The following is a 25403-nucleotide window of genomic DNA, read 5'->3' on the forward strand; positions in this document are numbered from 1 at the left end:
ACGCTTGTCTTGTGAGATCGCTATTGGGTGATCGGAGCGCCGATCCGCGCAAGTTGCGCTCGCGTCGCCGGTTCTGATTGGAGGAACGGATATGGTGTTTTGTATTAGGTCGCTTGCGGCATGCGCTTTGGCTGCAGCACTCGTTGGTTCAGCTTCGGCAGATGTCATTCTCAGCCAGCCGGATTTCAGCGACTTCGGTTTCTATTCGCTTTCGGCGCCGGGCGATGGCATCAGCGAGCGTCAGGCAGAGAGCTTTGTCCTCACGCAGACGATGGTGCTGACGTCCGCCGGTTGGTGGGGCTACTCCGACAACTTCACGGTTTCGGACCTCAGCAACCAGAGCGCGTGGCGCATCCAAATCTTCGATGGCACCGCCAGCGCGGTGGGAGGGTCGGTGTTCGACGGCTCCGTGGCCATCGGCAACACCGGGGCGACCGACACGGGCTCCACGAGCATCACCGGCACACCGATTTATCAGCAGTCGGCGGGCCTGCCTGCCGTGCAGCTTGGCCCGGGCACCTATTGGATTTCCATCAGCGCCGACTTCATCGATGCCCAAGGCAGCTATTGGAACTGGTGCATCACGACCTCGACCTACGACAACACTTCGGCTTTTGAAGAGAACGTGAACTCAGGCGTTTGGCATGTGGCGTTCGACGATTTGGCGATTCAGCTCGAGGGACGCCCCGTTCCTGAGCCGGCCTCTTGGCTGGCGCTAGGGGGGTTGGCTCTGCTGGCCGTCAAGCGGCGCAAGTAACTGGCCGGCGGGCAACAAGATGTGGGCCGTAGCCTTCTGGCTGCGGCCCATTTAACCTTTGGGCGGCCGCCACCCCACAGGCGGTTCACTGCGTTCACCGACCTCTCCCCCACGGGGGCGAAGGGGTCTCCGGAGCTACGCCCTTCTTGTGTTGCGTCTTCGGACCTACAGCTTGTAGCGGATCAGGGTGACGCTGTAGCCGTCCACGGTGATCTGCCCATCCAGAGGCTGTGCTACACGCTGGACGAAATCCACTTTACGCGGCTTGCCGGGATCGTTGTAGGCCATCGGGTCGCTGTTCGTCATCACCCACTGTGTTCCTCCGGTGGTCTTGAGAACCCCTTTGATCTTCAGCGGGAACGTGACCTTGTCGGGCATCGGGTTGACGATGGCGAGCGTAAAGGCCTTGCGGTCCGAAGTGAACGCCGCCGAGACGTCGAGCGGATCGGGCGCGCCGCCCACCTCGACCGGGATCGTCCCAAAGTGCTGGCGATAGAGCTGGAGGACAAGCCCGGTGGTCTCCATTTCGGCATCGGTCTGGGTGGTCTTTATCGCGCCGATGACGTTCACCGTCTGGGCATACATCGCCATGAAGATTGCGTCGGTGTTGCGGAAGAACTCATGTAGGCCCTTGGCGATGCCCATGCCGTCCTTCCAAAAATACCGCGTGCCCAATTCGCCGAAGACGTGGGGGCCGTACCAGTAGTTCCACTCATCCATGGCGATCTGGACCTTTTTGCCTTTCATCGCGGGGATGGTCTTCATCAGCTCGCGGTGGTTGTTGGCCTTGCGCCGGATCTGCTCGGCGATCTGGCCGACGTGCCCAAAAACGCTGGGGCGCTCCTGGCAATAGAAGTGCTCGCTGATGAGGTCGATGTTATCGGCGCAGTTCGTGAACATCCCTCGCGTCCAGTCCCAGTTGTTCTCGCCCACGGCGATGACCTTAATCGAAGGGTCTACCTTTCGCATGGCCTGCACATATTGGTTGTGCCGCTTGGTGTATTCGTCGAGAGTCACGTGGCCAAGCTGCCAGTCGCCATACATCTCGTTGCCGATCCCCCACCACTTCACGTTGAATGGTTTCGGGTGGCCGTTCGCGGCGCGCTGTTTGCCCATGGGCGAGCTTGCCGGCGCGTTGCAGTAGGCGAGCTGCTCGGTGGCCCATTCCAACTTGCCGAGGCCCGTGTTCACCACCACCTCGGGCTCGGTGCCGATCTCCTTGCAAAAGTCGATGAACTCGTGCAGGCCAAAGTCGTTAGAATCGATGCCTTGCCAGGCCGGGTTCTTGCGGGTGGGGCGCTTGTCGCGATCGCCGAGGCCGTCGCGCCAGTTGTAGCCGCTGACGAAATTGCCTCCCGGCCAGCGATAGACGGGGGAGTTGAGGTCCTTCAGGAGCTTGAGGGTGTCCTTTCGCATCCCGCGGACGTTGTCGGCGGGCATGAGGGAGACAGGACCGATCGAGACCACGTCGCCGGTGGCTTTCAGCTCAAGAGTCGCGTCCTTCATGCTTGTTTTGGCCCGAAACTCGAAGGGCACTTTTCGCCACGCCTGGGTTCGCGGAGAGATCGCCTGTGGGTCTTTCGGCTTTTGAGGCTCGATCTTGAACTTGTGGGATTGGCCGCCAAGAGAAACGCTGACGGTCGATTGCCCGGCTCCCGGCCGAACCCACAGGTAGCCTACGTACTTCTGACCGGACGTGAGCGCCAGTCCGGATTGGCTTAGGGTTGTGGATGTTTCACCCCCAACGAGTCCAATGGAATGCTCGCCGGAAAGCGGGTCGATCGTGTCGAGGGTGAAGCCGTTGCCAGACGACTTCCAGGGCGAGTCCTTGGAACTCGGCGCATAGAAGAACTTCCGATCCTGAAGCATCTCCGCCCATATGCCGCCGTAGATGCACCGCCCCAGGTGCTCGATGAACTGGCCGTAGATGTATTTCGAAATGGGGTCCTTGGTCTTGCTGAGATCGATCGTGGCTTCGGGTTTCATTTCTTTGGTTTTGAGGAGCTCCAAGCTCAGGTCGTCGAACCAGGCTTTGCCTTTGGCGGTGCCGTAGTAGCCGACGAGGCAATTGACGAGCAGGCTGTCGTCTGCGCCGGTGTCCAGATCCATCTGAACCTTGGTCCAGTCGTTGGTCCCGGTCAGGGCAGAGGTGTGTTCGGGGCGGCCGTGCAGGTTGATGAGGGCGCCTTGGCCCGTCAGTTTCGCGATCCCATCGGTCTTGATCCAGGCCGTGAGCCGATAGGTCGAGAAGGGGCGAACCGTGGCCGAGGTCTGCCAGCCGCCATCCACTCCGGCATCACTCTCCACCATCGCGCAGAGGCCCCCGCCCCTACCGCCGTCGACGATGGCGTACCTCGCCTGGCCTCCCCAGCCTTGGGTCCGCCAAGCCGCGGGTCCGCCGTTCTGGGCTATCCGTTCGAATCCCGGGTTACTGAAGGGATTGGGGGTCTGAGGGCTCGGGGCCAGGGCCGGCATCGCAAGAAGCAAGATCGCAGAAGCTAGCATCAGGGCCAGTTTACGTGATTGCTCCTGTGTTGGGGGTATGGGAGGACCGTGATGCCTCCGCCCCTTCTGAGGTGGAGGCTTTGGCTCGGATGCCGGGGCTGATGATCGTGTGAGGACCCGATTCAGAGAATAGGCGCCTCCACTCCAGAAGGAGCGGAGGCATTTCACTTCGGGACCCTAACTCTCGCAAACCTAAAGTCGAATGCGAAGTTCCGGCCCTAACCCCCGCAATCTTGCTTGCCGAAGACTGATGTGGGGATGAATCGCGGAATTCAAGCTACTGCCAACGGAATGCTCGCCATGCAGCGCATGATGGACTCGGTCGCCAACAACCTGGCGAACGCCTCCACCACGGGCTACAAGCGCGACGTCTTGGTGTTCAACGACTCGTTCTGGCAGGCCGTCTACGGCGGCAAGAACGACAGCTTGATCGGCGCGGTGAGCGCCGGGCCGGACGCCCCCTATCAGGCGACGAGCTTTGAAGTGGGATCCATGAGGAGCACAGGGAGTCCGCTGGATATCGCGCTCTCCCGGCCCAACCAAATGTTCGCCGTTAGGGCGCCTTCTGGGGTGCTCTATAGCCGAAACGGCAGCTTCCACGTGGACAACCAGGGCGTCCTGGTGAACGTCGACGGTCTTCCGGTACTCGACGAGAGCAAGAACCCGATCCAATTGCCGCCCGGGCAGGTGCAGATCGAGCCGAACGGCACGATCCTGTCGGGTGGACAGGAGGCCGCAAAGCTCGGGATCTACGAGGGGGCGTTCGAGAAGGCAGGTTCAAACCTCTATTCCGGCGCCAGCGTGAAACCCGTGTCTGAGCCCGACCTGCACTGGAAGACGCTGGAAGACTCCAATGTCAACACCATCGAAGCGATGATCGAGATGATCACGCTGGGCCGCTCGTTCGAGATGGCCCAAAAGTCCATTCAGTCTCAGGATGAGCAGACCCAAAAACTGATCGAAAGCCTTCAAAACCGCTAACGCAGCCGGACCCATGAGACGGAGTCTCAGGGGGGTTGATCGAGGGACAGGGAAGAGAGAACCTTCGAGCGGTCGGAAGAGGCGCCAGAGCCGAGGCATCGGCAGGCACTCGCGGCACCCGTTATGGAATGCCGAGAGCAAGCTGCAGGATGCCAGGCAGCAAGGAGAACCGACACAAAATGATGCGAGCCCTGTCCACAGCCGGCACCGGCATGGTGTGCCAGCAGCTGAATCTCGACACCATCGCCAACAACCTGGCAAACGTCAACACCAACGCTTTCAAGGGTCAGCGCGCCGAGTTTCAGGACCTGATGTACGAGTCCTACCGGGCGAGCGGCGCCCAGGGCGCGGGCTCAACGAGACAGCCACTCGCCGTCCAGGTAGGCCTCGGGTCCAAGTTCGCGGCGACAGCCTCGTTGCTCGGCCAGGGGACCCTTCAGCCGACAGGCGGCACCTACGACTTGGCGATCCAGGGCGAAGGCTACTTTCAGATTGAGAAGCCTAACGGCCAGATCGCCTACACCCGCGATGGCTCGTTCTCGCTCGATGCGGATGGCAACGTCGTGACCTCCAACGGCTACAAGCTGTCCCCGGCGATCAACGTTCCGCGGGGGGCCACGGCAGTTTCGGTCTCTCCGAGCGGCGTCGTTTCGGCCCTGCTCCCCGGCAACAACGAGACTCAGCCGGTGAGTGAAATCAAGCTTGCCGTCTTTCCCAATCCTGGCGGCCTGACGCGTGTGGGCGAGAACCTCTACGAAGCCGGCGGCGGAAGCGGCACGGCGACCGAGGTCACCCCCGGAGACGAGGGTTCCGGCACGCTCGCCCAAGGCTTTGTCGAAGGCTCGAACGTGCAGATCGTCGAGGAGATGGTGAAGATGATCCTCGCGCAACGTGCTTATGAGATCAACTCGAAAGCCGTGCAGACCAGCGATGAAATGCTCGGCATCCTCAACAACCTTAAGCGGTAGCTCCTCATGATCACGATCACGGCCACCCTGCTCCTCTTGGCTCCGCCCTCGATCACGGTTCGCGTGGTGGGCGAGGGGTACCTGCGCTTCGGGCTCGAAGGGCGCATCGTCTACGCCAAGTCAGCGAGGCTCGACTTCGTCGAGGGCCGCGTGGTCGGCCCGCGAGGTGCGGCATTGCTGCCCTCCATGTCCGTCGCCAAGGATGCGATCCGGGTGGAGGTGGACCCGGCCGGAACCGTGACCTTCTACCAGGCTTCCGGTTCGCAGCGCGCAGGCCGAATCACGCTTGCCGGTTTTGCGGACTCCGCCTCGCTCACGCGCCAGGAGCCCTACTACATCGCGCAGACCCGTCCGAAGATTGCGTTTCCAGGCGAGGGCGGCCTTGGCTCACTGGAGACCGAGGGCATGGTTCGGGTGGCCGCAGAGCCTTCTGCCGCCACTTCTATCCAGAGCCCGACGCCAACTCACAGACAGGGCGTGGAGGGGCTTAGGCTCACGATCCCCGCGAGCGTGGAGATCGATGCCAATCGCCTGAGCCTGGGCGGCCTCGCAAAGATCGAGGGTGGCGACTTGCAGGCCCTGTCCTCAATCGATTTTGGCCCAATGCCCCCCGTTGGCGGTGTGATGCGGCTTGCCCGCGATCGCGTGGCCGCCAAGCTCAAGGAAGCTGGAATCAAGGCAAGCGACTTCGGACTGGACATGCCCGACAGTGTGGAAGTGCGCCGCAAGGGCCAGCGCATTGAGCACGTCAAGTTCGTCGAAGAAGCAATCCGCTCAGCGGAAGCGTCCTTCGGCAATCCCGGCGCTTGGGCGAGCCCGGATGCGGGTCCCGATTTCATAGGCCCGATCGGCGCTTTCGAGCTCAAAGCCGAATCCATCCGGCCCATTCCGGGCGGCGCGATTGCGACGGTTTCCGTATCCGTTGGCGGCAGGCGCCTCAACTCGCGAACTGTCAACCTGACGACCAGCCTCCCGCTGGTCGAGGGCGCCAAATCGGGCTCGCCGATCAAGGTTGTGTTTCGCCTCAACGGCATCTTGGCCGAAGTCGATGGCAGGGCCAAAGCGTCCGGCTACGTCGGACAGACCATCGAAGTTCTCGTTTCTCTCAATCCCGGCAGCCCGCCGACCAGCCATCTGGGAAAGATCGTGGCGCCTGGGAAGGTGGAGGTCAAGCTATGAAAAGACCCTCTTTGCTCTTGATTATCGCCGTGTCGGCGTGCGCACACGCGCAATCGACCGACCTCAACCCAGGCTCGCTGTGGCCGACGAAATACGTGAACCCGCTTCTGGACCGTACCGCAAGGACGGAGGGAGACATCATCACGATCCTCATCAGCGAGTCGTCGGTCGCCTCCTATGCGGCCTCGACCAAGGCCGAGAAGGGAGACTCCACGGAGGTGGACCAGCCGATCGGAAAGCTGCTCGGCAGCCTGTTCACTTCCTTCAAGACCGGCGCATCTTCGACCGTGGACGGCAAGGGCGCGACGTCTCAGACCGGGAGACTGGTGGCGCGCATGACGGCTATCGTCAAGAAGGTCCTTCCCAACGGCAATCTGGTGATCGAGGGCACCCGGTCGGTGCAGATCAACAAGGAAGTCCAGACTTTCCGCGTCAGCGGTGTGATCCGCCGTGACGACATCCGCAGCGACAACACCGTGCTCAGCGAGAGCATTGCCGAGGCCGCGATCACGGCTGACGGCAAAGGCATGATCAGCGAGCGCACGCGCAGGGGCATTCTCACCCGTCTGCTCGACTGGCTGTTTTAGGGGTGAACCATCATGAAAGCTCTTTCTCTCATTATCGCTCTCTCCTTTGCTGGGTCCGTTTGCAGCCAGGGGCCGGCCAACCCGCCCAAATCTCCTGATCAGGCGAAAGCAACGGCCACGAACAAGCCCGGGGGCCCGGCTTCGGCCGATCCAAAAGCTCCTGCAGACAAGAATCAAGAAGACCCGCAGGCGGCTTACGATCGCGCGGCGATCAAGGCTTACGAGGACCTGATCAAGAAGATCAAGGCCACCGAAGAGACCGGCATCGAGGTGCGCATCAAGGACATCGCGCGCTTCCGGGGTGTGCGTGGCAACCAGCTTCTGGGCTATGGCCTTGTTGTTGGCCTGGACGGTTCGGGCGACACCAAGAACACGCCGTTTACCCAGACACTCCTCGCCAACGCGATGAAGTTTGCCGGCACGGTCGTGGACCCAACCCAGCTCAAAGTGAAGAACGTCGCCGTGGTGGCGATCACCGCCGAGCTTCCTGCATTTTCGATGCCCGGCAACACCATCGACGTGACGGTGCAGTCCATCGGCGACGCAAAGAGCCTGCAAGGTGGAACGCTGCTTCAAAGCCCGCTCTATGGCGCGGCGAAGGACACGGTCTACGCCGTGGCGCAAGGCGCAGTGAGCATCGGCGGCTTCAACGTCGGCACAGGCGGCAACACGGTCCAGAAGAACCACACGCTCGTAGGCCGGATCCCTTCTGGCGCGATCGTGGAGAGCATGGTCCAGACGAAGACCGTGTTCGACGGCAAGATGTTTCTGGAGCTTGACGACGCCGACCTCACGACCGCTCAGCGCATCGTCGAGAAGCTGGCGAAGACGAGCCCCGCGCTTCACGCAACGGCAGTGACCCCTGGCACGATCCAGCTTGACGTCGCGCCCAACATGTCACCGATCCAACTGATGAGCGAGATCGAGCACGTGAAGGTGTTCGCCGACATCCCTGCCGTCGTGGTCATCAACGAGCGCACGGGCACGATCATTGCCGGCGGCAACGTCAAGCTGGGGCCCGCGATGATCGCCAAGGGCAGCTTGAATGTGACGATTTCGACCCAGCTCGAGATCAGCCAGCCGCTTCCGTTCTCGCGCGGCGAGACCGTTGTGGTTCCGCAGACCCAGGTTCAAGGAGGCGAAGACCTGGCGCAGGTGGCACTGGCACCCCCCACGACCACCGTGGCCGATCTTGCGGCGCTTTTCCGAACGCTCAAGCTCTCGGCGACCGACATCATCGCCATCCTTCAGGGCCTGCAGGAGCAGGGCGCCCTGAAAGCGAGGATCAAGATCCAATGAGCAAGACCGAACTCGCCTCACATGTGGCAGGCACCCTCGCGGCGGGCGCTCCGAAGCTTGAGAAGCTCAAGAAGGCGTGCCAGGACCTCGAAGCGGTGTTCGTCAAGGACCTGCTGACGATCATGTCCAAGTCCAACCCCAAGTCGCAATTCGGCGATGCCCCGGGGGCGGAAATCTACGAAGACATGTTCCATCAGGCGGTCGCCGAATCGGCCGCCAAGAAGGGGAGCTTCGGGCTCGGACAGTCTCTGTACCGAACCCTGGCGCCTTCCGTGCTGCGAGCCGCCTCACAGCCACAAGCAACTTCAGACAAAGCATCCATAGACCTGAAAAGGTAACGACCGACATGAAAACACGAGAACTGCAAACCCTTTGGTGGGATTGGCTGGGAACTTCCGAGCGACTGCTTCGGACCCTGCATGAGCAGACAGCCGCTCTCACCCTTCGCGACGTGGCGCGCATTGAGCGCCTTCAGCCCGATCTGGACAGCTTGCTGGACCAGATGCGACAGACCGATGACCGAGCTGCGGCTTGCGCCCGCAAACTGGCCGAAGACTTGGGCACCGAGCCCCAGCTTCGAAGTTTGGTGCGAGCCCTGGAACAGGCCGAAGCGCAGCAGGTACAAGCCCTGGCGAACCGAGTAATGGTCACCGCCCGCAACGTTCAGACGATCCTCGACCGCAATCGCCAGCTTATCGAAAGCGAACTGGCCTATGTGAACGGAACGCTGACCCTGGTGGCCAAAGTCGCCTCGGAGAACAAGTCTGCCTACACGCGTCAGCCGATCCGCGCCGCTGTCGTCGTCGACGCCGCCGCCTAATACCCAGGAGCCACCCATGCCCAGTGCATTTCACGGAATAGATTCGATCAGCCGGGCTTTGCAGGCCTTCCAAAGGGGCCTTGAGACTGCCGGACATAACCTCTCGAACGTCAACACGAAGGGCTACACGCGACAGGTTGTGGACTATGTGCCAACCATGCCGACGACCTTCATGGGAATCCGCAAGATTGCGCTCGGAACGGGCGTCGGTGTCGCCTCGATCACCCGGGCCCGCGACGCGTTCCTTGCCGATCGCATGGCGCGCGTGCAAGGGGACGCCGGCCACTTCCAGGCCAAAGCCAACTCGCTTGGAATGGTCGAAGAGGTCTTTGGGACGGCCACAGGCAACATCCTAGTGACCCGCCTAGGGACCTTCTTCAATGGCTGGTCTTCACTCGCGTCGAATCCCAGCGATGAAACCGCGCGGATGGAAGTGCAAACCTCCGGCGACGCGCTTGGGGCGGCCGTCCGGCAGAAGTACACGGACCTCAAGGCCGCAAAGGAGAACGTCCATGGACAGGTGGCCCAGACCCTGCAGCGCATTCAGGAGCTGGCCGACAGCATCGCCGGCCTGAATAAGTCCATTCGAGCGACCTCGGTCGACGGCACTTCGCCCAACGACCTCTTGGATCATCGAGACCTGGTGCTCTCCGAACTCAGCAGCCTCGTTTCGGTTCAGATCTTCCCGCAGCAGGACGGGTCCGTGTTCGTTCATGCGGGCTCGATGCCCTTGGTGGATTCCGTCGGTTCCTACAACGTGCCGCAGCAGTACGACGCCGCGAATGGCACTCTGACGGACGGCGTTACAACGTTTCGAGTCCACGGCGGCAAGCTCCAAGGGCTGTTCGAGAGCTGTACCCAGATCACTTCGTACCAGGGCCAACTCGACGCGTTCGCGATCACACTGCGGGATGAAGTCAACTACTTGCATCAATCCGGCATCGGAGCGGATGCATCGACCGGAGTCAACTTCTTCAAGCTTCCGTCGTCGCCGGGCCTATCCGCCGCGGAGTCGTTTGACCTAAGCGACGAAGTGCGGGCGAGCACGGATGCCATCGCGGCAGGAACTTCCGGAGCTTCGGGTGATGGGAGCCTTGCGCTGGCTCTCTCGCAGCTCCGCGACCAGAGTTTCGTGGCCTTGGGCTCAAAGACCGCATCGCAGTATTTGACGGCGATGGTCGCCAACGTGGGGCAGCAGGTTTCCTCAGCCGAAGACACCCTGGCGACCTACCAAGCCGTAAAGACCCAGATCGAGGAACAGATTCAAAGCGTCTCGGGAGTCTCGATCGACGATGAGATGGCGAGCATGGTCCGGCTGCAAAGAAGCTACCAGGCTGCGGCTAAGGCCCTCTCGGTGTTCAACCAAGTAACCGAAGATTTGATTAACATGGTGCGCTAGCTCGCACTTTTGCCAGGGTTTGGATCATGCGTATTAGCACGTCAGGGCAATATGATGCGGTCGTCCGCGACATGACGCTGGCCCAAGAGCAGATGGTGAAAGCTCAAAGGCAGGTGTCTTCGGGCAAGCGTTTCTCCAGGGTCAGTGAAGACTGGGTGGCAGCCGCCGAATCCCTCAGCCTTCGTACCGTCAAGGACGCCATCGGCCAGTACCAGACCAACATTGCCGAGGCCAAAACCGACGTCTCGTTTGCCGAGAGCGCCTTCAGCGACATGGGCGACATCCTCAAGCAAGCCTATACCTTGTCGGTTCAGGCAGCCAACGGGACACTGGATCAATCGGCAAGAGAGAGCATCGCAACCCAGATCGACCAACTGAAGACTCGGCTTGTGGACTTCGGCAACACACGCGGACCGCACAACGACTACCTCTTCGCAGGGCAGAAGACGGACACCAAGCCCTTTGCCGACACCGGCAGCGCCCTCACCTACAGTGGCGACACGGCGACCGTAGACATTGAAATGGCTCCTGGCCAGACGATGGCGAAGACCTTCGTGGCGAACCAGATGTTCACAGACGCCTACAATGCGCTGCAGAACTTCAAGACGAACCTTCAATCTGGAAATACCGGCGCGATCTCGGGGATCGACATCCAGGCCCTCCAGGATTCTCACAAGGCCTTTCGCACGGCGCAGGCGCAGGCAGGCGTGCGGATCGGCGCCCTCGAGGACATCGATTCCCAGCATGGCCGGCGGCTCGATGACCTCTCCGCGCGAATCTCCGAAGTGGAAGACGTGGACATGAGCGAGGCCATCGTTCAGTTTCAGCTTTCTCAAACCGCCTACCAGGCGGCACTTGCGGCTGCCAGCAAGACGTTTGGCCTGAGCCTCGTCGACTTCATCTCCTAACAACGAACCATGCCAGAAATCACCGAAACTCGCTTTGGACGGATCGAATTTCTCGACGAGGATGTCGTGACCTTTGCGGAGGGCCTAGTCGGATTTCCCGACCTGAACACCTTTCTGCTCCTCTCCACCAAAGAGAACAGCCCGTTTCGTTGGCTGCAAAGCCTCGAAGCGCCTGCGATGGCCTTTCTGGTCGTCGATCCCGAGGGTTTCGTGCCAAACTACGCGCCGCCAATCCCGTTTGAGGCTGATCCGGAGTCCGTTTTGGTCTATACGACCGCGACGATCCCGCACGGCAAACCGGAGGAGCTGACCCTCAATTTGGCGGGCCCCATCTTTATTGAGGCGCATTCGCGCCTCGGAAAGCAGTCGGTACTGGATGACGAAGCGTATACTATCAAACACCGCGTCATGGTCCAACCGGAAAGCGCCGAGGAGCGAGCCGCAGCTTAGGGCGATTCCATCGCGCTTTGCAGGTTCGAGGTGATCCCCGGCCGCCTGGAATCGGACCTACGACGCCGGGACAACCAGAGGCCACGGAGGGCGCTGAAGAATGCTCGTATTGACTCGGAAGGTGCACCAGAGCATCGTCATAGGAGACGACATCGAAGTTGTCGTCCTCGAAGTCCGCGGCGAACAGGTGCGGCTCGGGATCAACGCCCCCAAAACGGTCGCCGTGCATCGCAAAGAGATCTTCGAGCAGATCCAGCACGAAAACGTTGCGGCCTCCGAGTCGCGGCCTGAGGACGTTCCCGGTTAGTCGCCTGCCGACTGGGACTGGAGCTCATGTCTCGCACTTCCGGCGATCGTATCGAAATGGCAACGTTGGTCCAGGCCTTGGTTTGCCTTGCCCTTCTCTGGTTTTGGCTCCTCCCACGCCACCACCTGGACGGGAACGCATTCAAGATCCCGGCTCTGATCTGCATCGCCGGACTGGCCTTCATCAACCTTCTTCATGCCATCTTCAAGGTGGTCCGTCTTGGGCCGAAGGCTTGGCTGCCTGGATCCATTGTCGCGCCTGTCTTGCACGTCGTTCTGATGGCTCTCGTCGCGATGCTGGGCACGACGTCGCCCGTGGCGATTCAGCGGCCGGCCGATCCACTCGTGCCGGCGAACCTCTGGCTCGATCCCGCGATTTTGGGTCAGCTCGCGGCTTTGGAGTCCTTGGCACTGGCGCTGGCCGGAACCTGGGCCAACCGCGGAACGAAGCCCAAGGGCGAGGACCGGTAAAATCCAGCCTCCATGCAGATCGTGGTCGGCGCCGACGCCTTTGAGCCCACCTGGCCCTCGAGCGTGGTGTGCATGGGGGTCTTCGACGGGGTGCATCTGGGCCATCAAGAAGTGATCCGGGCCGCCGTGTCCAGCGCACTCGGCCGGGGGCTGCCGAGCGTTGTGGCCACCTTCGACCGACATCCTGCTTCGGTTCTGCGCCCCGAGAGATGTCCTCCCGCCATTGCGTCGCTCGACGCCAACCTTCGCTACATCGAGCGCCTCGGAGCAGACGTGGCCTTGGTGATTCCCTTCACGGCGGATTTCAGCAGGATCGAGCCGGAGCGGTTCCTTGAGGAAGTGCTCGTCGGCAAGCTGCGTGCGAGCCAGATGGTGGTCGGACATGATTTCGCCTTCGGACACGAGAGGCGTGGCACCGCCGAGTGGCTCGCCGGCCAAGTGGAGACCCGCATCATCCAGCCCTTTTTGCACGAAGGCATGCGCGTGAGCAGCTCCCACATCCGCGAGCTGATTGCCGCTGGCGACGTCGAGGCCGCCGGAAGGCTGCTGGGACGGCCGTTTGAGTTGGAGGGAATCGTCGTGGAGGGCGCCAAGGTGGGCAGAACCCTGGGCTATCCAACCGCCAACCTCGCCATCGAAAAAAGACAAGCCATCCCGGACGACGGGGCCTATGGGGGTTTTGCCGTGACCCCGTTCGGAGCTTTTCGTGCGGCGATCAGCATTGGCAACCGGCCGACCTTCAATGGCCAAGCGAGAACCATTGAAGCCTATCTTCTCGACTATCCTGGTGATAGCCTCTACGGGCGCCACGTTCGCTTCGGATTGCTCTCCAGGCTCCATCCGCAAGTCCGGTTCGAAAGCGTTCAGGGCTTGAAGGCTCAGATCGAAGAGGACGTGGCGCTCGTCCGGGGCTGGGAGTTGAGCCATGTCCTTTAGGCAGCGGGTGATCGTTTCCGTGGTCTCGGTGGCCGTTCTGGCCATCGCGGGGTTGCTGGTCTTTGGCCGCGAGCCATCCGATGAGCAACAGATTCGGGAGGCCTTGCGGGACTCCATTCAGGCTGGGAAGGAGGGCCGCCCCGGTGGGATGTTGGAAATCCTGAGCCGGGACTTCAACTACGACGCGATCCCCTATGAGCAGGCCCGCGCGGTGCAGCGATACATCCGGGACGGAAAGCCCGACGTCACCCTCGACAATTGGCGCCCGGAGATCGACGGCGACCTGGCGGTCATCAAGACCGCCGCGACGATCAAGGTCGGCATTCCTTTCAACACCACATTTACCTTTCCCGACTGTACGCTGACCTTTCGGAGGGAGAGGGCCTCGCGGTTTCTGGTGTTTCCAGGCACGAAATGGCGCCTTTGGCGCGCCGACACGAGGAACGCCAACCCCACCGACCTGATCCCCTAAGCACTAACAGGGCCTCCGGCAAGAATCTTCACCCCTGAGTATTCTTTGAGGGTGGATTGCTATGAGATTTGGGTCAACCTCCAGCCTGGGGTCAAGGACTTGGAGTTTGTGGAGGCCGTCAATGTCTATCTCGGCTACCTGAAGGGCATAGGGAAGGTCGAGGCCTATCGGGTCCGTCGGCGCAAGCTTGGGTTTGGGCCGGAATCGCTTGGCGAATGGAACATCACTATCGAGTGCGCCAGTCTCGCGCAACTCGACGAGGCGTTTCTGAGGGTCGCCACCCGTGAGAGCCAGATAGAAACGATGCATGCGGCTGTGTTCAGCAAGGTCTGCGGCTTTAAGTCGGGGCTCTACAGGGACTTTCCGGACGAGGTTCGTGCCCGTTCGCATGGTGGCGCTTAGGGCCGCTGGGTAAAGTCTGGCCATGATCGCACTCCTCTTTCCCGGCCAGGGTTCGCAGGCCGAGGGCATGGGAAAGGAACTCTTCGATGTGAGCGCCGCCGCCCGCGATGTGTTCTCCGAAGCCTCCGAGGCCGTGGGCCGCGACCTTCAGACGCTTTGCTTCACTGCAGACCTTGCCACCCTGTCCCAGACTCAAAACACCCAGATCGCCCTTTACGTGACGAGCATGGCAGCCCATGCAGCGCTCCTTGAGGCGGCCCCCGGGCTTAAGCTCTCCTATTGCGCAGGCCACAGCATCGGCGAATATGCGGCGCTGACGACGGCAGGGATCGTCCCGCTGAGCGAAGGGGCCAAAATGGTCCAGCGACGGGGCGACCTGATGGGCTCAGCCGGATCCGAACGGCCAGGGAAGATGGCGGCGGTCCTTGGGTTGGAGAGGGACGCCGTTCAGACGCTTTGCGAAGACGCATCGGAGGGTTCCAGCATCGCCGTCGTGGCCAACGACAACTGCCCGGGCCAACTCATCATTAGCGGCGACGCGGCGGCCATCGGCCGCGCGGCTGTGCTTGCCGCCGAGCGGAACGTCAAGTTCATGCCCTTGCCGGTCAGCGGCGCTTTCCACAGCCCTCTGATGCAAGCCCCCGCCGAGGCTCTGGGGGCTTTCCTAAGGGCGTTCTCGTTCGCTCCGGCCACTTCAGGCGTTCGCGTGGTCAGCAATGTGTCCGCTGCGCCTGTGGGCGATGAGGCGAGCTGGCCAGAGCTGCTTCAAGCCCAGTTGCTCAATCCAGTTCGTTGGACCGAATCCATGCGGACAATGGTCTCGCTTGGAGTTGACACCTTCATCGAATGCGGCTCGAAGACGGTGTTGTCGGGGTTCGTCAAACGGATCGCGCCGGAGGCCACGCGCCTCAACGTCGGCGACGCCGCATCGCTTCAGGCCACCGTCGAAGCCCTTCTCCAGGGAGCCACAGCATGACACTACAGGACCAAGTCGCCATCGTGACGGGCGCCTCGCGCGGCATCGGACGCGCCATCGCCCTCCGTTTGGCTCAGGAAGGCGCCAAGGTCGCCTGCGTCGCCACCACGCTCGATGGCGCGAGCGCCACGGCCGAGGCTATCCGCGATGCTGGCGGGGCCGCCGAGCCGTTCGCTTGCGATGTTTCCGATGGCCACCAGGTCGACACGCTCTTTGCCGACGTCGTCGAGAAGCTTGGCGGCTGCGCGATTCTCGTCAACAACGCGGGCGTCACGCGCGACACCCTGATCCTTCGCATGAGCGAGGACGATTGGGACCGCGTGCTGTCGGTCAACCTCAAGGGCGCCTTCCTGACGATCCGTGCAGCTTCGAAGCTTATGATGCGCGCTCGCTACGGGCGAATCGTCAACATTTCCAGCATCATCGGGATCGGCGGCGGCAGCGGACAAGCCAACTATGCCGCGGCCAAAGCGGGCCTTATCGGCCTCACCAAGACCGTCGCCAAGGAGTTCGGCAGCCGCAATATCACCTGCAACGCCGTTGCACCCGGATTCATCGAGACCGACATGACCGCCGACCTCCCGACGGAGTTCCGCGACTACGTCGTCAAAAACGCGCCTGCCGGCCGGCTGGGCTCTCCTGATGACGTGGCTTCCGCCGTCGCCTACCTCGCTTCACCTGGCTCAGCGTATGTCACTGGGCAGGTGCTGGTGGTCGACGGAGGACTCACGATGTAGCGCGCGTTGCCAATGGACGCCGGCGGGCCATGCCAGCCGGCGTCCGGCAATCCGCTTGCCGACTGTTCAGTCCCTTGACCTACTTTTGGTTCTTGCGGCTGCGCCTTCGGATCAAGCCGATCGCGCCCGCGACCAACACGCCCACCGTCGCAGGCTCCGGCACAGGGGCGATCTGAGCCTGGCCCTTGCTGCCCGTCGGCCTGAGGTAGCGGCTGTTGCCCGTCGGGTTCGTCGCAGCAGAGTAGTAGATCGTGGCTTGCGCCAGCACGGAGCTGGTCGAGCACTTGAACGCGCCGTGCGAGAAATCAGGAGTCGCGCCACCGTTGGCCACGCCGTCATACAGCGCTTCCCAAATGGCGACCTGAAGGGCCGCACACTTGGAGTTGCTGGTGCCCGCCGCTGCGAAGAACGCCCGGCAGATCTTGCCGGCCATTTCCAGCCCGCCGCCCGCGCCAAACGTGTCCGTGCAGCTTACGTTGAAAGCGCTGCTCCCAACGTTGCGGTCGAGGTCCACGCAAAGCGAATAGAACGTCGTTCCCAGGCCGCAGCCATTCGTAGGGTCCTGGAACTTCAGCTTCCCAGCCGTCACGTTGTCGTTGCTATAGTTGTGGTTCGAGCCGTGGAATGTGACCTTCACGGTCTGGTGCCCGCCCATGCCATCGTAGGTGATGCCCGCCAAGGACGCGGCAGAAAGTGCCGAGATGCCAGCAAGCAAGATGATTGCCTTCTTCATGTCTTCCTCCTTTAGGTTCAAAGGCGGACCTAGATCCGCCATCGGGACGCAACGCCCCCAAAAGAGAAAGAAGCGGAGGCATGGTCTGTGCCATCCGGATCGGCTTGGAATAGAACTGGCAGAGTTCCCGGGCTATTCCTGTCCCACACGGACAGATAACGCACGTAGGCGCCGAGCTGATCTGCTCGGCGCCTACGTGCGTCTGGAGGCTGCGGCTGTGCAGCCTAACGGCTGCTGTTGCCTACTTTCGCTTTCGCCTCGTCGCGGCAAGGAGCCCCAAGCCCAGCACGGCAAATGAAGCGGGCTCTGGAACAGGGGTGATCTGCGCTTGCCCCCGCGAGCCTTGCGGCACGGGCTTCAGTAGCAGGCTGTTGCCGGTCGGGTTGCTGGCCGCCGCGTAATAGGCGGTTGCCTGAGCAAGGATCGACGCGCTCGAGCACTTGAAGGCGCCACTGGAGAAATCCGCGACGCCGCCGTTCGCCACGCCGTCATAGACCGCTTCCCAAACCGCCACCTGCAGTGCGGCGCTGTTGGCGCTGTTGTTGCCGGCGGCTGAAAAGAACGCCCGAGCGATCTTCCCCGCCATCTCGATGCCGCCCCCCATGCCAAAGGTGCTCTGGCAATCCACCGAGAAGAAATTGCCATCGAGATAGTGGTCGAGGTCCACACAGACCGTCTGGAAGCTCGTGCCAAGCCCGCACGCGTTTGTTGGGTCTTCAAACTTCAGCTTGCCTGCCGTTACGTTGCTGTCGTTCCAGGAGTTGTTGGACCCGTTGAACGTGATCTTCACGGTCTGGGTGGCGTAAAGGCCCACGTACTTGATGTCGGCAAAGCCAACGGCGGTGAGGATGGCGGCAAGAGCCGCAACAAAAGTGCCCCTTTTCATAATGGTCTTCCTTTCAATTAGTTCAGCGCCAAGCGGCACTTGATTAATGATTGTCCTCAAGCCTGCAAAGTGTGACAGGGAGCGTCAATTATTCTCTCTGGGAAGCCACGACTGTCAGAATTGCCTGCCCAAGACTGCTCTTCTTCGATGACGACGCCACGGTGAGTTCAGTCCGACGTGCGCTGCAGCCCGCCAGTTGATGGAGGCGCACTACGATCAAGCTGGGCGGCCGCCTAGGCCCGATCGACCTTCTGCCAGGAAAGCTGGAGCACACAGCCGCCGAATTCTTGGCAGTAGTGGACGACGATCTCGTGAGGGCCAGAGGACAGGTCAACAAGCGCTTCGTCCCCGGTCGCGCCATGATGGTTCCAGCGCGAGATGACCTCCTTGCTATCGACGAAAAGGCGAAAGCCGTCGTCGGAGAGGCTGGAGAACTTGTATTTGCCCGCCTCAAAGCGAATCTTCGTTGCGGCAACCAGCGCAAAGTAGCTGGTTCCGGTCCCCGGTGCGGGCTCCTTTCCGTATTCGATGGCCGGCAGCTTGCGCTGAATGCTGGCGAACACGGGTTTGGCTTGGAAGACCCGATTCCAGGCCGCCTCGTCGGCGTAGGCTGAGGCTTCGTTGCGGGGCCATTTGAACCATGCGCAGTACCAAGAGGCGTTGAGGAGCCTGCCCTTCAGGACCTGCGTCTTTGCGCCGCCCTTGAGGGCAACCGAATAGTCGCGGTACTCGCCCGAGTCACTGGAAGACGGCTTCGCGGTGAGCTTGACTGTTCGGCCAGAAGCCTTCATCTCCATCCACACGGGTGCGGTGACGGTGGCTTTGGCGTCGAGCAGGAAAAGCTCGATGGACCCGGAGTCCACTTGTTTCCAGGCCGCCAATCCTCCGCGGAAGTCGCGTGGGGCGAAGTCGGCGAACTGGATCCAATCCCAGCCGGTGGGGCCTTGCGTGTCTCGATAGAAAAACCTTTCCGCATTTCTTACGCCGGCTTTGGATGGGGACCGCATCAACGCGTACACGCGCTCGATCGCCTCTGTCCGATTGAAATCTATCATGCTTTTGAGCTTGTGAGGACGCTCAACCAGAGGCAGGTTTGGGGGCAAAGGAGCTTCATTCTTTTCCTTTCCAAGGGCATCTATGGAATCCCAAAGGCAATCCGCCGAGTTATCCAGGTTGACCGCCCAGCGGCTCCCCTTGATGGTATTGCGAATGATCTCGTGCCCTTGCGAAGGGTTCCTCCGCATCAGATCAGAGTTTGGGCTGCTCCAGAGGTGTATTGCGGTCCCGGCGTTATCTTCGAAGTAGTTGCCCTCGACTCGCGTTCCCTGGCCCTGTTCCAGTGCGAAGCCGTCGAACCTGTTCCGCTGGACCCAGTTCATAAATATGCTCAAACGCATTCGCCGTCGACCAGGAGCCGTCGTTGTAGGCGATCACATTGTCGTTGCAACTGCCGTCGAAGCCGAGGGTTTTGGGGTCGAAGTCGCCACCATTGCGATGATCGGACAGGAAGAACCCGTCGCCGGAATGGGTCAGCGAGTTGCCGACGATGAAGTTCCGATGGGACCCGTTCACCACCACCAGCGCGGCCGAATCGCCTCCCCAACCGCCACCCCAGGGCCGGTTCACGAAGTCGCACTTGTTCCAGGAGGCGACGTTGTCCGAGGACCCGTAGAACCCGATCCCCCAGCCAGAGAGGAACGAAAAGTCGTTGCCGGAGACGTTACACTTCGACGAGTTGACGACCAGCGCGCCGTTTTGCGCCCCCGAACCAGAGCACCTGGCAACCTGAACACCCGAACACCTTTCCACCCAGATCCCCGCGCCGTAGCTTCGCCAAGCTTCCACGTTTCGCAGGTCGAGGAAGATGTTGATCGGCTGCTCGCCGTTCATGATCCTCTGCGAGCGGCTGTAGCCCACGTCGCAGTTTTCGAGCTTGATTCCCCGCGAGTCTTCGACCCGGATGTTCCACCTGTAGCCGCGCACGGTGGCGTTTTTCAGGGTGACGTTCCGCGCGTTCTTGATGAGGATTCCCGTTCCCTCCACCTGGTCGAGCTTGGCCTTGTAGCCGCTCTCCGAGATCAGCCACGCGCCCTTGAAGTCCACGGTGAAGTCGTGGCCTGAGATCTGCACCACGCCGTTCCGGTTGGGGTCTGAGACATTGTAGGTTCCCGATTTGAGGTTGGTAGAGGACTGAATCGCCACGTCGTCCCGCAAGAGCTGGCGGGGACCCTGGGGTGTCAACAGGAAGCCAACGAAAAAGAAGGCGCCGACCATGTTCGGATTATGTCGATTCCTTCGATGGCCGACGCGGGAATCCGCTTCGCAGCGCCAGCAGGAGGACGTTACTTGGTTCGCTCAAGGCAAGCATAGGCGTTGTGCGCGTGGATGGACTCGAAGTTCTCCACCTCGATCCGGTACCACTTGATCCGCTCCTCGGCATTGAAGCGGAGCGCGACCTCGCGCACCACGTCCTCGACGAACCTCGGGGTGTCGTAGGCCTTCTCGGTCACCCACTTCTCGTCGGGCCTCTTGAGGAGCGGGTAAAGCTCGCAGGAGGCGGCGTCTTCGATCTGCCGGATGATCTCTTCAAGCCATATGTGCTTGCGGAATCTGACCTGTGCCGTCACGAGGCCGCGCTGGTTGTGGGCGCCGTAGTCGGCGATCTCCTTGCTGCAAGGGCACAGGGTGGTAATCGGCACCTGCACCTGCATCACGAAGTCCATCTTGCCGTCCTTTTCGGCGATAAACGTGCAGAGGTACTCCATCATGCTGGCCATTCCAGTGACTGGCGCAAGCTTCTCGATGAAGTAGGGGAATGTGACCTCGATATGCGCCTTCTCTGCGTTGAGGCGCTCGCGCAGAGCGTCCAGAATCTCTGGAAGCCTCTTGGCGCTGACCTCGTGGCGGTGCGCGCTGAGCACCTCTATAAAGCGGCTCATGTGAGTGCCCTTGAACTGGTGTGGCAGGTCCACGGTCAGCGTGAAATCGCCGATGGTGTGCTGCGTTTCGTTTTCGCGGTCCATCACGACGATGGGATACTTGACACCCCGAACGCCGACGCGGTCGATGGAAATGTTGCGGGTGTCGTGCGTGCTCTGGATGTCTGCCAGCGGCTTGTGCGTGTCGCTCATGGGTTTACCTTTGGGACTCAGCTTACTACGCCGCCATAACCGACAAGATTCTCTGTCGGTTATTTCTGGTTCCTCGGGGCGGATCGTTCAGGGAACCTGGTGGGGCGTGTCGAGGAGTCTGGCCCACTCCTCAGCAGTATTGGCTCCTGCAAGCGCCGGAGGTTGAATCCCGGCCGAATGAAGCGCGGCCTCCGGGGCCTCGACGACCGGAAATTCCTTCAAGGCGGCCATGAGCGAACGAGTTCCCGACAAAAAAGACTGTCGGAAGATGGCGAAGCAGGAAGCTGGGTATAGGGCGCAAAGCGGCTGAAGCCTGCCCTTCAGGACGGGTGCGAGGGCCTTGCCTTCCTGCCGCAAGCTCCAGAGTTTGCGAAAATCCCCGGCGCTTGCGAGCGGAAGATCGCAGGAGCACACGAAGATCCAGTCGGCTGTTGGCTTAAGCCGTGCCAGAGCGGAGAGTGGGCCCTCGTAGTCCGAGGCGTCTTGCTGAAATGCGTGTCCCTCAAGGGGTTCGCGGCCCAACACCGTCACCTGGCCAAAGGCCTCCGCAAGCTCTCGAGCGAGTCGGACCGCCGCTTGCTCGCCGCCAACGAGGAGCCTGGACTTGTCGGCGCCCATTCTGCGGCTCGCGCCACCGGTGAGGAGTACCGCCTCGACCTCCATGCGCACAAGGTACCTGGGCTACTTGTTTGGGTTCTTCCAGGTGACTTCGAAGTGGCCTTGCAAGACTCTATGTACGCCCAATTGGACTTCTTTGATGTCGAGCTTTCTCACCTGTACGCCACAAACTTCTTGGCTTGGCTCCTCCTCATCGAGCTCGACCGTCGCCGTCTCTTTGGCGCAGGAGATCTCCAAAGTAGGCGCAGGGTCCACCTGTGCGAACCAGATCTTAGCCCTGCCCCCGGCCACCACTAGCGAGCCGCCCAGGTTCAGCCTCACTTCTTGCGGACTCTTGGCAAAGTCGCCCAGCTTGAGCTGATAGGCGAGCAGCATCGGAAGGCCGATCCCTGCGGCCATCATGCCGATCAGATACACCCAGATCTTCGTGCCCATGACGTGTCCTGCGGGAAGTGTCGGTTCCGCTCGGGGCCTTCGCCACGGCGAAGTTGCGGGTTTGCGCGAGAGTCCCCTGTGAGCAGATTGGGGTCACCAGCATCGGGGGCATTAGCCGCCGGGGTACAATCGGCTTCCGCGTCGGGATGTGGCTCAGCTTGGTAGAGCGCTCCTTTCGGGTGGGAGAGGTCGGCAGTTCGAATCTGCCCATCCCGACCAGTACTCTCCTCCCACGTTCCTGCTAAACTCCCAAGCCAATGGGCGACGGTTCGTTGGCGCGTCTATTGGCCTCCATCCTGATCATCGTGGCGAGCGCCTTTTTCGTCGCCGCCGAATACAGCTTGGTGGGTTGCCGCAAGTCCAAGATGGAAGCCTTGGCGAGGCGCGGCAACAAGATGGCCAGGCGCGTGGTTGCTGCGCTGAACGATATGAACCGCCACATCGCTGGCGTTCAGATCTGCATCACGCTCTGCGGCATCGGGGCTGGCTCGGTCGCCGAGCCCTATGTCGCGGGCTTGCTCAACACGGCTCTTGGGGTCGAGGTCGGGCACAGCATCTGGATGACCGCCCTTTCTCTGCTGGTCGTCACCTTCCTCATGGTGGTCATCGGCGAGCTGGTGCCGAAATACGTCGTCTTGCAAAGGACCGATCATCTGGCCCTGGTGGTCGTTCCACCGCTCAGCGTGCTCGTCGCCGCCCTGACACCCCTTATTTGGGTGATCGACCGAAGCGGCGCCGGCATCCTGCGGCTCTTCGGAATTCGAATTGACGAGAAGCGCTCGGAGGCGATTCCCAAAGAGGAGATGCTGCTCTTGCTCAAGGCGCAATCGGCCGAGGGAGTCCTCGAGGACGTCCATGCGAAGATGTTGGCCCGTGCCCTGCAGCTGGACAAACTCGACGCGAAGGACGTCATGGTCCACCGAATGGACATTCGGTGGCTCGACATCTCGCTTGGCCTGGAAGAACTGATCGACGGGCTGTCTCTCGTGCCGAACACGCGGATACCGGTTTGCCGTGGGGACGTGGACGACGTGGCGGGCGTTCTTTACATCCACGACTTTGTCCGGCACCTGAAGGACAAGCCGTTCGTTCTTGAGTCCATCCTTCGCCCCGTGGTGGTGGTGCCCGAGAACCTGACCCTTGACCGGATCGTGGAGCGGATGCAGGCGTCCCACACCCAAATCGTCATCGTGGTGGACGAATACGGCGGCACTGCCGGGTTGGTGACGCTCGAAGACGTGGTCGAGGAGATTTTTGGTGAGATCGAGGACCGCATGGAGTTCGACCGGCCCCCGATCGAGGGCCATGCAGGGGGTCGGCTTTCCGCGCGCTCGGAGGTCCGATACGACGAGTTGATCGAGTGGCTTGGGATCGAGCTTCCGGACGCCCCTCCGACCGATACGCTCGCGCAGATCATGTCCGAGCGGCTGGGGCGTGTGCCTCGCCTTGGCGACACCGCCGACCTGGCCATCGGCGTCATGCGGGTGGAAAACATGGCGAGGCGGCGCATCACGCGCGTGTCGATCCAGCTTAGCGCTGAGACCCGGGGCGCCGTGCACCGCCTGGAGCTCTTTGACGGAAGCTAGGATGCAATGAGCCCATACACGGTCTCGGTGGCGCTTTGCAAGTCGTCGTTGACCACCTGATGGGTGTAGCGGTCGGCGAACCCGAGTTCCCAATTGGCTTTGGCGAGCCTGCGCTGGATCGAAGCCTCGTCATCCCCGCCGCGCGCCCGAATGCGCCGCTCCAACTCCTCCATCGAAGGCGGCAGAATGATGATCGACAGCGCGTCCGGTCGCTGTCGGCGCACCTCGTTCGCCCCTTCCACATCTATCTTGAGCACGGCGATCTTGCCCTCCGATTCCATCCGCTCGGCATCCGTGCGCGGACTGGCGTACCAATCGTCTGCGAACACGTTCATGTACTCGAAGAAATGTCCTGCCTGCGCAAGTTCGAAGAACCGGTTCAGCGAGACGAAGTGATAATCGACGCCGTTTTGCTCGCCCGCTCTTGGTTGGCGGGTGGTGTAGGTCACCACACGGTGAATCCTGGGGTCTCTGGCGATCAGGGCATCGAGGATCGCGTCCTTGCCCACCCCGCTCGGGCCGCTGAGCAGGACCAGGCTGCCCCTCATCGCTCCACCAGCGACACGAGTCTGGCCGCCACCTTCATCGGGTCGTGGCGGACGAAATCAGATTCGCTCATCAGGTCGGAGCTGAGGGTCTTGTAGCCCATCGCACGGATGCGGTCGACGTCCGGGTCCACCAGAAACTGGCCGAACTCGCGGTACTTTTCGATGGCAATGGCGCTGGGCACGCCGGTATTCACGAGCACCGTGTCAAAAGTGCGGAATTCCACATTTGCCTGGATGGCGGTGACGTGCTCGGAGGCCGTAAAGGCGTCGCTCTCGCCGGGCTGGGTCATAACGTTGCAGACGTAGGCCTTCGTCGCTTTCGAATCGCGCAGCGCCTCGGCGATGCCTGGCACCAGGAGATTGGGAATGACCGAGGTGTATACGCTTCCCGGGCCGATGCAGATGAGGTCCGCGTTGTGGATCGCCTCAATCGCGCCGGCATAGGGGTCCACGCGCTCTGGGTCGAGGTAGATGCGCCGAATTCGTTTTCCGAAGCCGACGATCTTGGTCTCACCGCAGACCTCCGTGCCATCCTCCATCACCGCCCGGAGCCTAACGTGCTCCATGGTCGAAGGCACGACGCGGCCACGGATGAGAAGGACGTCGGAGGCGATCTCAATGGCCTTTTCGAAGTCGCCGTGAGCCTGGTCCACCAAGGCGGCTATTAGTAGGTTCCCGATGGAGTGTCCAGAAAGGCTCCCGCTGTCCTTTCCGAAGCGGTGCTGGAAGAGGTCGGTCATGGACTTTTCAGCGTCGGCCAATGCCACCAGACAGTTGCGCATGTCGCCGGGCGGGATGATGCCCTTATCCTTGACCAGCCGTCCGCTGGAGCCGCCATCATCGGTGACGGTGACGATGGCGGTGATGTTGGAGGAGTGGGTCTTCAGGCCGCGAAGCAGCGTGCTGAGTCCTGTGCCGCCTCCCAGAGCGACGATTCGAGGCCCCTGTGCCAGCCTCTGGCGCTGCACATACACGTCCACCATGCCGGTGCCGAAGCCCGTGAGCGTTCGTATCACTTGGAAGATCACCGCGCGCAGCCCGACGTAGCTGCAGTACATGCCCAGAAAGAGCAGCGCACCCCCCATCATGTGGGTCGCAAGTTCGAGCGAATTGGCGGGGACTAGCACCTGGAGGATGCCGCTCGCGCCCCGCTCGAGCCACTCCAAAACGGGGAGGATGACGAGCTTAAAGCTGAGCGCGGCGCCGACAAGGAAGAAGAAGAGCCCCGCCACAAAGAGCGCAACGGCCTTGCGCAGGCCGGCGGTTGGGGCGAAGAGTTTCTTCAGTCGGTGCCGGTTGATCATCGCTGGGTG

The 25403-nt window shown here is 61.6% G+C and carries 29 protein-coding genes and 1 tRNA gene; 20 read left to right on the top strand and 10 right to left on the bottom strand.

Annotated elements, in window-relative coordinates; all coding sequences use genetic code 11:
* Positions 1–91 precede the first annotated feature (91 nt).
* Positions 92–757 (top strand): PEP-CTERM sorting domain-containing protein, encoded by a 666-nt coding sequence (locus tag HZC36_07185; protein MBI5706759.1) that lies wholly within the window; start codon positions 92–94, stop codon positions 755–757.
* 165 nt (positions 758–922) lie between these two features.
* On the opposite strand, the gene HZC36_07190 is transcribed toward HZC36_07185, so the two are convergent.
* Positions 923–3262, bottom strand: a complete 2340-nt coding sequence (locus HZC36_07190; protein MBI5706760.1) for an alpha-L-arabinofuranosidase — start codon at positions 3260–3262, stop codon at positions 923–925.
* A gap of 258 nt (positions 3263–3520) precedes the next feature.
* On the opposite strand from HZC36_07190, the gene HZC36_07195 reads away from it, so the two are divergent.
* The 17 genes from HZC36_07195 (at position 3521) to fabG (ending at position 16153) form a co-directional block, all read left to right on the top strand.
* Positions 3521–4243: a flagellar hook-basal body protein gene (locus HZC36_07195; protein MBI5706761.1), complete on the top strand. Its 723-nt coding sequence runs from the start codon at positions 3521–3523 to the stop codon at positions 4241–4243.
* A 179-nt stretch (positions 4244–4422) separates the two neighbouring features.
* Complete coding sequence (gene flgG, locus HZC36_07200; protein ID MBI5706762.1) at positions 4423–5211, top strand: flagellar basal-body rod protein FlgG; 789 nt, start codon at positions 4423–4425, stop codon at positions 5209–5211.
* Between the two features lie 6 nt (positions 5212–5217).
* Positions 5218–6390: a hypothetical protein gene (locus tag HZC36_07205; GenBank protein ID MBI5706763.1), complete on the top strand. Its 1173-nt coding sequence runs from the start codon at positions 5218–5220 to the stop codon at positions 6388–6390.
* Positions 6387–6977, top strand: coding sequence for a flagellar basal body L-ring protein FlgH (locus HZC36_07210; protein ID MBI5706764.1), 591 nt, complete (start codon positions 6387–6389; stop codon positions 6975–6977). Before HZC36_07205 ends, HZC36_07210 begins: the two co-directional genes overlap by 4 nt.
* Positions 6978–6989: 12 nt before the next feature.
* A complete protein-coding gene (locus HZC36_07215) occupies positions 6990–8276 on the top strand; it encodes a flagellar basal body P-ring protein FlgI (GenBank protein MBI5706765.1) in 1287 nt (428 codons plus the stop codon).
* Positions 8273–8614, top strand: a complete 342-nt coding sequence (locus HZC36_07220) for a rod-binding protein (protein MBI5706766.1) — start codon at positions 8273–8275, stop codon at positions 8612–8614. The genes HZC36_07215 and HZC36_07220 overlap by 4 nt, the downstream gene beginning before the upstream one ends.
* A gap of 8 nt (positions 8615–8622) precedes the next feature.
* Positions 8623–9096 (top strand): flagellar export chaperone FlgN, encoded by a 474-nt coding sequence (gene flgN / locus HZC36_07225; GenBank protein MBI5706767.1) that lies wholly within the window; start codon positions 8623–8625, stop codon positions 9094–9096.
* A 16-nt stretch (positions 9097–9112) separates the two neighbouring features.
* Entirely contained in the window at positions 9113–10495 is a 1383-nt protein-coding gene (gene flgK, locus HZC36_07230; GenBank protein ID MBI5706768.1) for a flagellar hook-associated protein FlgK, read from the top strand.
* Positions 10496–10521: 26 nt separating this feature from the next.
* Entirely contained in the window at positions 10522–11403 is an 882-nt protein-coding gene (flgL, locus tag HZC36_07235; protein MBI5706769.1) for a flagellar hook-associated protein FlgL, read from the top strand.
* A gap of 9 nt (positions 11404–11412) precedes the next feature.
* Entirely contained in the window at positions 11413–11853 is a 441-nt protein-coding gene (locus HZC36_07240; GenBank protein MBI5706770.1) for a flagellar assembly protein FliW, read from the top strand.
* 100 nt (positions 11854–11953) lie between these two features.
* Positions 11954–12160 carry a carbon storage regulator CsrA gene (csrA, locus tag HZC36_07245; protein MBI5706771.1) on the top strand — a complete coding sequence of 69 codons (207 nt, stop codon included), beginning with the start codon at positions 11954–11956 and terminating at the stop codon, positions 12158–12160.
* A 26-nt stretch (positions 12161–12186) separates the two neighbouring features.
* Entirely contained in the window at positions 12187–12630 is a 444-nt protein-coding gene (locus HZC36_07250; protein ID MBI5706772.1) for a hypothetical protein, read from the top strand.
* A 12-nt stretch (positions 12631–12642) separates the two neighbouring features.
* On the top strand, positions 12643–13566 hold the full coding sequence (locus tag HZC36_07255) for a bifunctional riboflavin kinase/FAD synthetase (GenBank protein MBI5706773.1): 924 nt from the start codon (positions 12643–12645) through the stop codon (positions 13564–13566).
* Positions 13556–14038, top strand: a complete 483-nt coding sequence (locus tag HZC36_07260; GenBank protein ID MBI5706774.1) for a hypothetical protein — start codon at positions 13556–13558, stop codon at positions 14036–14038. Before HZC36_07255 ends, HZC36_07260 begins: the two co-directional genes overlap by 11 nt.
* Positions 14039–14089: 51 nt before the next feature.
* Positions 14090–14440, top strand: a complete 351-nt coding sequence (locus HZC36_07265; protein ID MBI5706775.1) for a hypothetical protein — start codon at positions 14090–14092, stop codon at positions 14438–14440.
* 22 nt (positions 14441–14462) lie between these two features.
* A complete protein-coding gene (gene fabD, locus HZC36_07270) occupies positions 14463–15416 on the top strand; it encodes an ACP S-malonyltransferase (protein MBI5706776.1) in 954 nt (317 codons plus the stop codon).
* Positions 15413–16153 carry a 3-oxoacyl-[acyl-carrier-protein] reductase gene (gene fabG, locus HZC36_07275; GenBank protein MBI5706777.1) on the top strand — a complete coding sequence of 247 codons (741 nt, stop codon included), beginning with the start codon at positions 15413–15415 and terminating at the stop codon, positions 16151–16153. The genes fabD and fabG overlap by 4 nt, the downstream gene beginning before the upstream one ends.
* A gap of 79 nt (positions 16154–16232) precedes the next feature.
* Here fabG and HZC36_07280 read toward each other — a convergent pair whose 3' ends face one another.
* The 7 genes from HZC36_07280 to HZC36_07310 all read right to left on the bottom strand — a co-directional run bounded on the left by HZC36_07280 (position 16233) and on the right by HZC36_07310 (position 21956).
* Positions 16233–16886: a PEP-CTERM sorting domain-containing protein gene (locus tag HZC36_07280; protein MBI5706778.1), complete on the bottom strand. Its 654-nt coding sequence runs from the start codon at positions 16884–16886 to the stop codon at positions 16233–16235.
* A gap of 241 nt (positions 16887–17127) precedes the next feature.
* Positions 17128–17772, bottom strand: coding sequence for a PEP-CTERM sorting domain-containing protein (locus HZC36_07285; protein ID MBI5706779.1), 645 nt, complete (start codon positions 17770–17772; stop codon positions 17128–17130).
* 233 nt (positions 17773–18005) lie between these two features.
* Positions 18006–18827: a hypothetical protein gene (locus HZC36_07290; protein ID MBI5706780.1), complete on the bottom strand. Its 822-nt coding sequence runs from the start codon at positions 18825–18827 to the stop codon at positions 18006–18008.
* Positions 18828–19062: 235 nt separating this feature from the next.
* Positions 19063–20046 carry a right-handed parallel beta-helix repeat-containing protein gene (locus tag HZC36_07295; protein ID MBI5706781.1) on the bottom strand — a complete coding sequence of 328 codons (984 nt, stop codon included), beginning with the start codon at positions 20044–20046 and terminating at the stop codon, positions 19063–19065.
* 68 nt (positions 20047–20114) lie between these two features.
* Entirely contained in the window at positions 20115–20903 is a 789-nt protein-coding gene (locus HZC36_07300; GenBank protein ID MBI5706782.1) for a GTP cyclohydrolase I FolE2, read from the bottom strand.
* An 87-nt stretch (positions 20904–20990) separates the two neighbouring features.
* A complete protein-coding gene (locus HZC36_07305) occupies positions 20991–21566 on the bottom strand; it encodes a molybdenum cofactor guanylyltransferase (GenBank protein MBI5706783.1) in 576 nt (191 codons plus the stop codon).
* Between the two features lie 18 nt (positions 21567–21584).
* Positions 21585–21956 carry a hypothetical protein gene (locus HZC36_07310; protein ID MBI5706784.1) on the bottom strand — a complete coding sequence of 124 codons (372 nt, stop codon included), beginning with the start codon at positions 21954–21956 and terminating at the stop codon, positions 21585–21587.
* Positions 21957–22098: 142 nt separating this feature from the next.
* Here HZC36_07310 and HZC36_07315 point away from each other — a divergent pair.
* A tRNA-Pro gene (locus HZC36_07315) sits at positions 22099–22175 on the top strand.
* Between the two features lie 38 nt (positions 22176–22213).
* Complete coding sequence (locus HZC36_07320) at positions 22214–23542, top strand: HlyC/CorC family transporter (protein MBI5706785.1); 1329 nt, start codon at positions 22214–22216, stop codon at positions 23540–23542.
* On the opposite strand, the gene gmk is transcribed toward HZC36_07320, so the two are convergent.
* Positions 23539–24090, bottom strand: a complete 552-nt coding sequence (gene gmk, locus HZC36_07325; GenBank protein MBI5706786.1) for a guanylate kinase — start codon at positions 24088–24090, stop codon at positions 23539–23541. The genes HZC36_07320 and gmk overlap by 4 nt on opposite strands.
* Complete coding sequence (locus tag HZC36_07330; protein MBI5706787.1) at positions 24087–25394, bottom strand: YvcK family protein; 1308 nt, start codon at positions 25392–25394, stop codon at positions 24087–24089. The genes gmk and HZC36_07330 overlap by 4 nt, the downstream gene beginning before the upstream one ends.
* Positions 25395–25403 lie beyond the last annotated feature (9 nt).

This window comes from Armatimonadota bacterium (assembly GCA_016223145.1).
Classification (GTDB): Bacteria; Armatimonadota; Fimbriimonadia; order Fimbriimonadales; family Fimbriimonadaceae; genus Nitrosymbiomonas.

Coding starts and splice junctions, on each gene's coding strand:
- HZC36_07215 (MBI5706765.1), top strand. CDS start 6,990: ATGAAAGCTCTTTCTCTCATTATCGCTCTCTCCTTTGCTGGGTCCGTT.
- HZC36_07310 (MBI5706784.1), bottom strand. CDS start 21,956: ATGGGCACGAAGATCTGGGTGTATCTGATCGGCATGATGGCCGCAGGG.
- HZC36_07330 (MBI5706787.1), bottom strand. CDS start 25,394: ATGATCAACCGGCACCGACTGAAGAAACTCTTCGCCCCAACCGCCGGC.
- HZC36_07185 (MBI5706759.1), top strand. CDS start 92: ATGGTGTTTTGTATTAGGTCGCTTGCGGCATGCGCTTTGGCTGCAGCA.
- HZC36_07195 (MBI5706761.1), top strand. CDS start 3,521: ATGAATCGCGGAATTCAAGCTACTGCCAACGGAATGCTCGCCATGCAG.
- HZC36_07255 (MBI5706773.1), top strand. CDS start 12,643: ATGCAGATCGTGGTCGGCGCCGACGCCTTTGAGCCCACCTGGCCCTCG.
- flgG (MBI5706762.1), top strand. CDS start 4,423: ATGATGCGAGCCCTGTCCACAGCCGGCACCGGCATGGTGTGCCAGCAG.
- flgL (MBI5706769.1), top strand. CDS start 10,522: ATGCGTATTAGCACGTCAGGGCAATATGATGCGGTCGTCCGCGACATG.
- csrA (MBI5706771.1), top strand. CDS start 11,954: ATGCTCGTATTGACTCGGAAGGTGCACCAGAGCATCGTCATAGGAGAC.
- HZC36_07300 (MBI5706782.1), bottom strand. CDS start 20,903: ATGAGCGACACGCACAAGCCGCTGGCAGACATCCAGAGCACGCACGAC.
- HZC36_07250 (MBI5706772.1), top strand. CDS start 12,187: ATGTCTCGCACTTCCGGCGATCGTATCGAAATGGCAACGTTGGTCCAG.
- HZC36_07290 (MBI5706780.1), bottom strand. CDS start 18,827: ATGATAGATTTCAATCGGACAGAGGCGATCGAGCGCGTGTACGCGTTG.
- HZC36_07285 (MBI5706779.1), bottom strand. CDS start 17,772: ATGAAAAGGGGCACTTTTGTTGCGGCTCTTGCCGCCATCCTCACCGCC.
- HZC36_07280 (MBI5706778.1), bottom strand. CDS start 16,886: ATGAAGAAGGCAATCATCTTGCTTGCTGGCATCTCGGCACTTTCTGCC.
- HZC36_07220 (MBI5706766.1), top strand. CDS start 8,273: ATGAGCAAGACCGAACTCGCCTCACATGTGGCAGGCACCCTCGCGGCG.
- flgN (MBI5706767.1), top strand. CDS start 8,623: ATGAAAACACGAGAACTGCAAACCCTTTGGTGGGATTGGCTGGGAACT.
- HZC36_07260 (MBI5706774.1), top strand. CDS start 13,556: ATGTCCTTTAGGCAGCGGGTGATCGTTTCCGTGGTCTCGGTGGCCGTT.
- fabD (MBI5706776.1), top strand. CDS start 14,463: ATGATCGCACTCCTCTTTCCCGGCCAGGGTTCGCAGGCCGAGGGCATG.
- HZC36_07205 (MBI5706763.1), top strand. CDS start 5,218: ATGATCACGATCACGGCCACCCTGCTCCTCTTGGCTCCGCCCTCGATC.
- HZC36_07305 (MBI5706783.1), bottom strand. CDS start 21,566: ATGGAGGTCGAGGCGGTACTCCTCACCGGTGGCGCGAGCCGCAGAATG.
- fabG (MBI5706777.1), top strand. CDS start 15,413: ATGACACTACAGGACCAAGTCGCCATCGTGACGGGCGCCTCGCGCGGC.
- flgK (MBI5706768.1), top strand. CDS start 9,113: ATGCCCAGTGCATTTCACGGAATAGATTCGATCAGCCGGGCTTTGCAG.
- HZC36_07295 (MBI5706781.1), bottom strand. CDS start 20,046: ATGGTCGGCGCCTTCTTTTTCGTTGGCTTCCTGTTGACACCCCAGGGT.
- HZC36_07320 (MBI5706785.1), top strand. CDS start 22,214: ATGGGCGACGGTTCGTTGGCGCGTCTATTGGCCTCCATCCTGATCATC.
- HZC36_07190 (MBI5706760.1), bottom strand. CDS start 3,262: ATGCTAGCTTCTGCGATCTTGCTTCTTGCGATGCCGGCCCTGGCCCCG.
- HZC36_07240 (MBI5706770.1), top strand. CDS start 11,413: ATGCCAGAAATCACCGAAACTCGCTTTGGACGGATCGAATTTCTCGAC.
- HZC36_07210 (MBI5706764.1), top strand. CDS start 6,387: ATGAAAAGACCCTCTTTGCTCTTGATTATCGCCGTGTCGGCGTGCGCA.
- gmk (MBI5706786.1), bottom strand. CDS start 24,090: ATGAGGGGCAGCCTGGTCCTGCTCAGCGGCCCGAGCGGGGTGGGCAAG.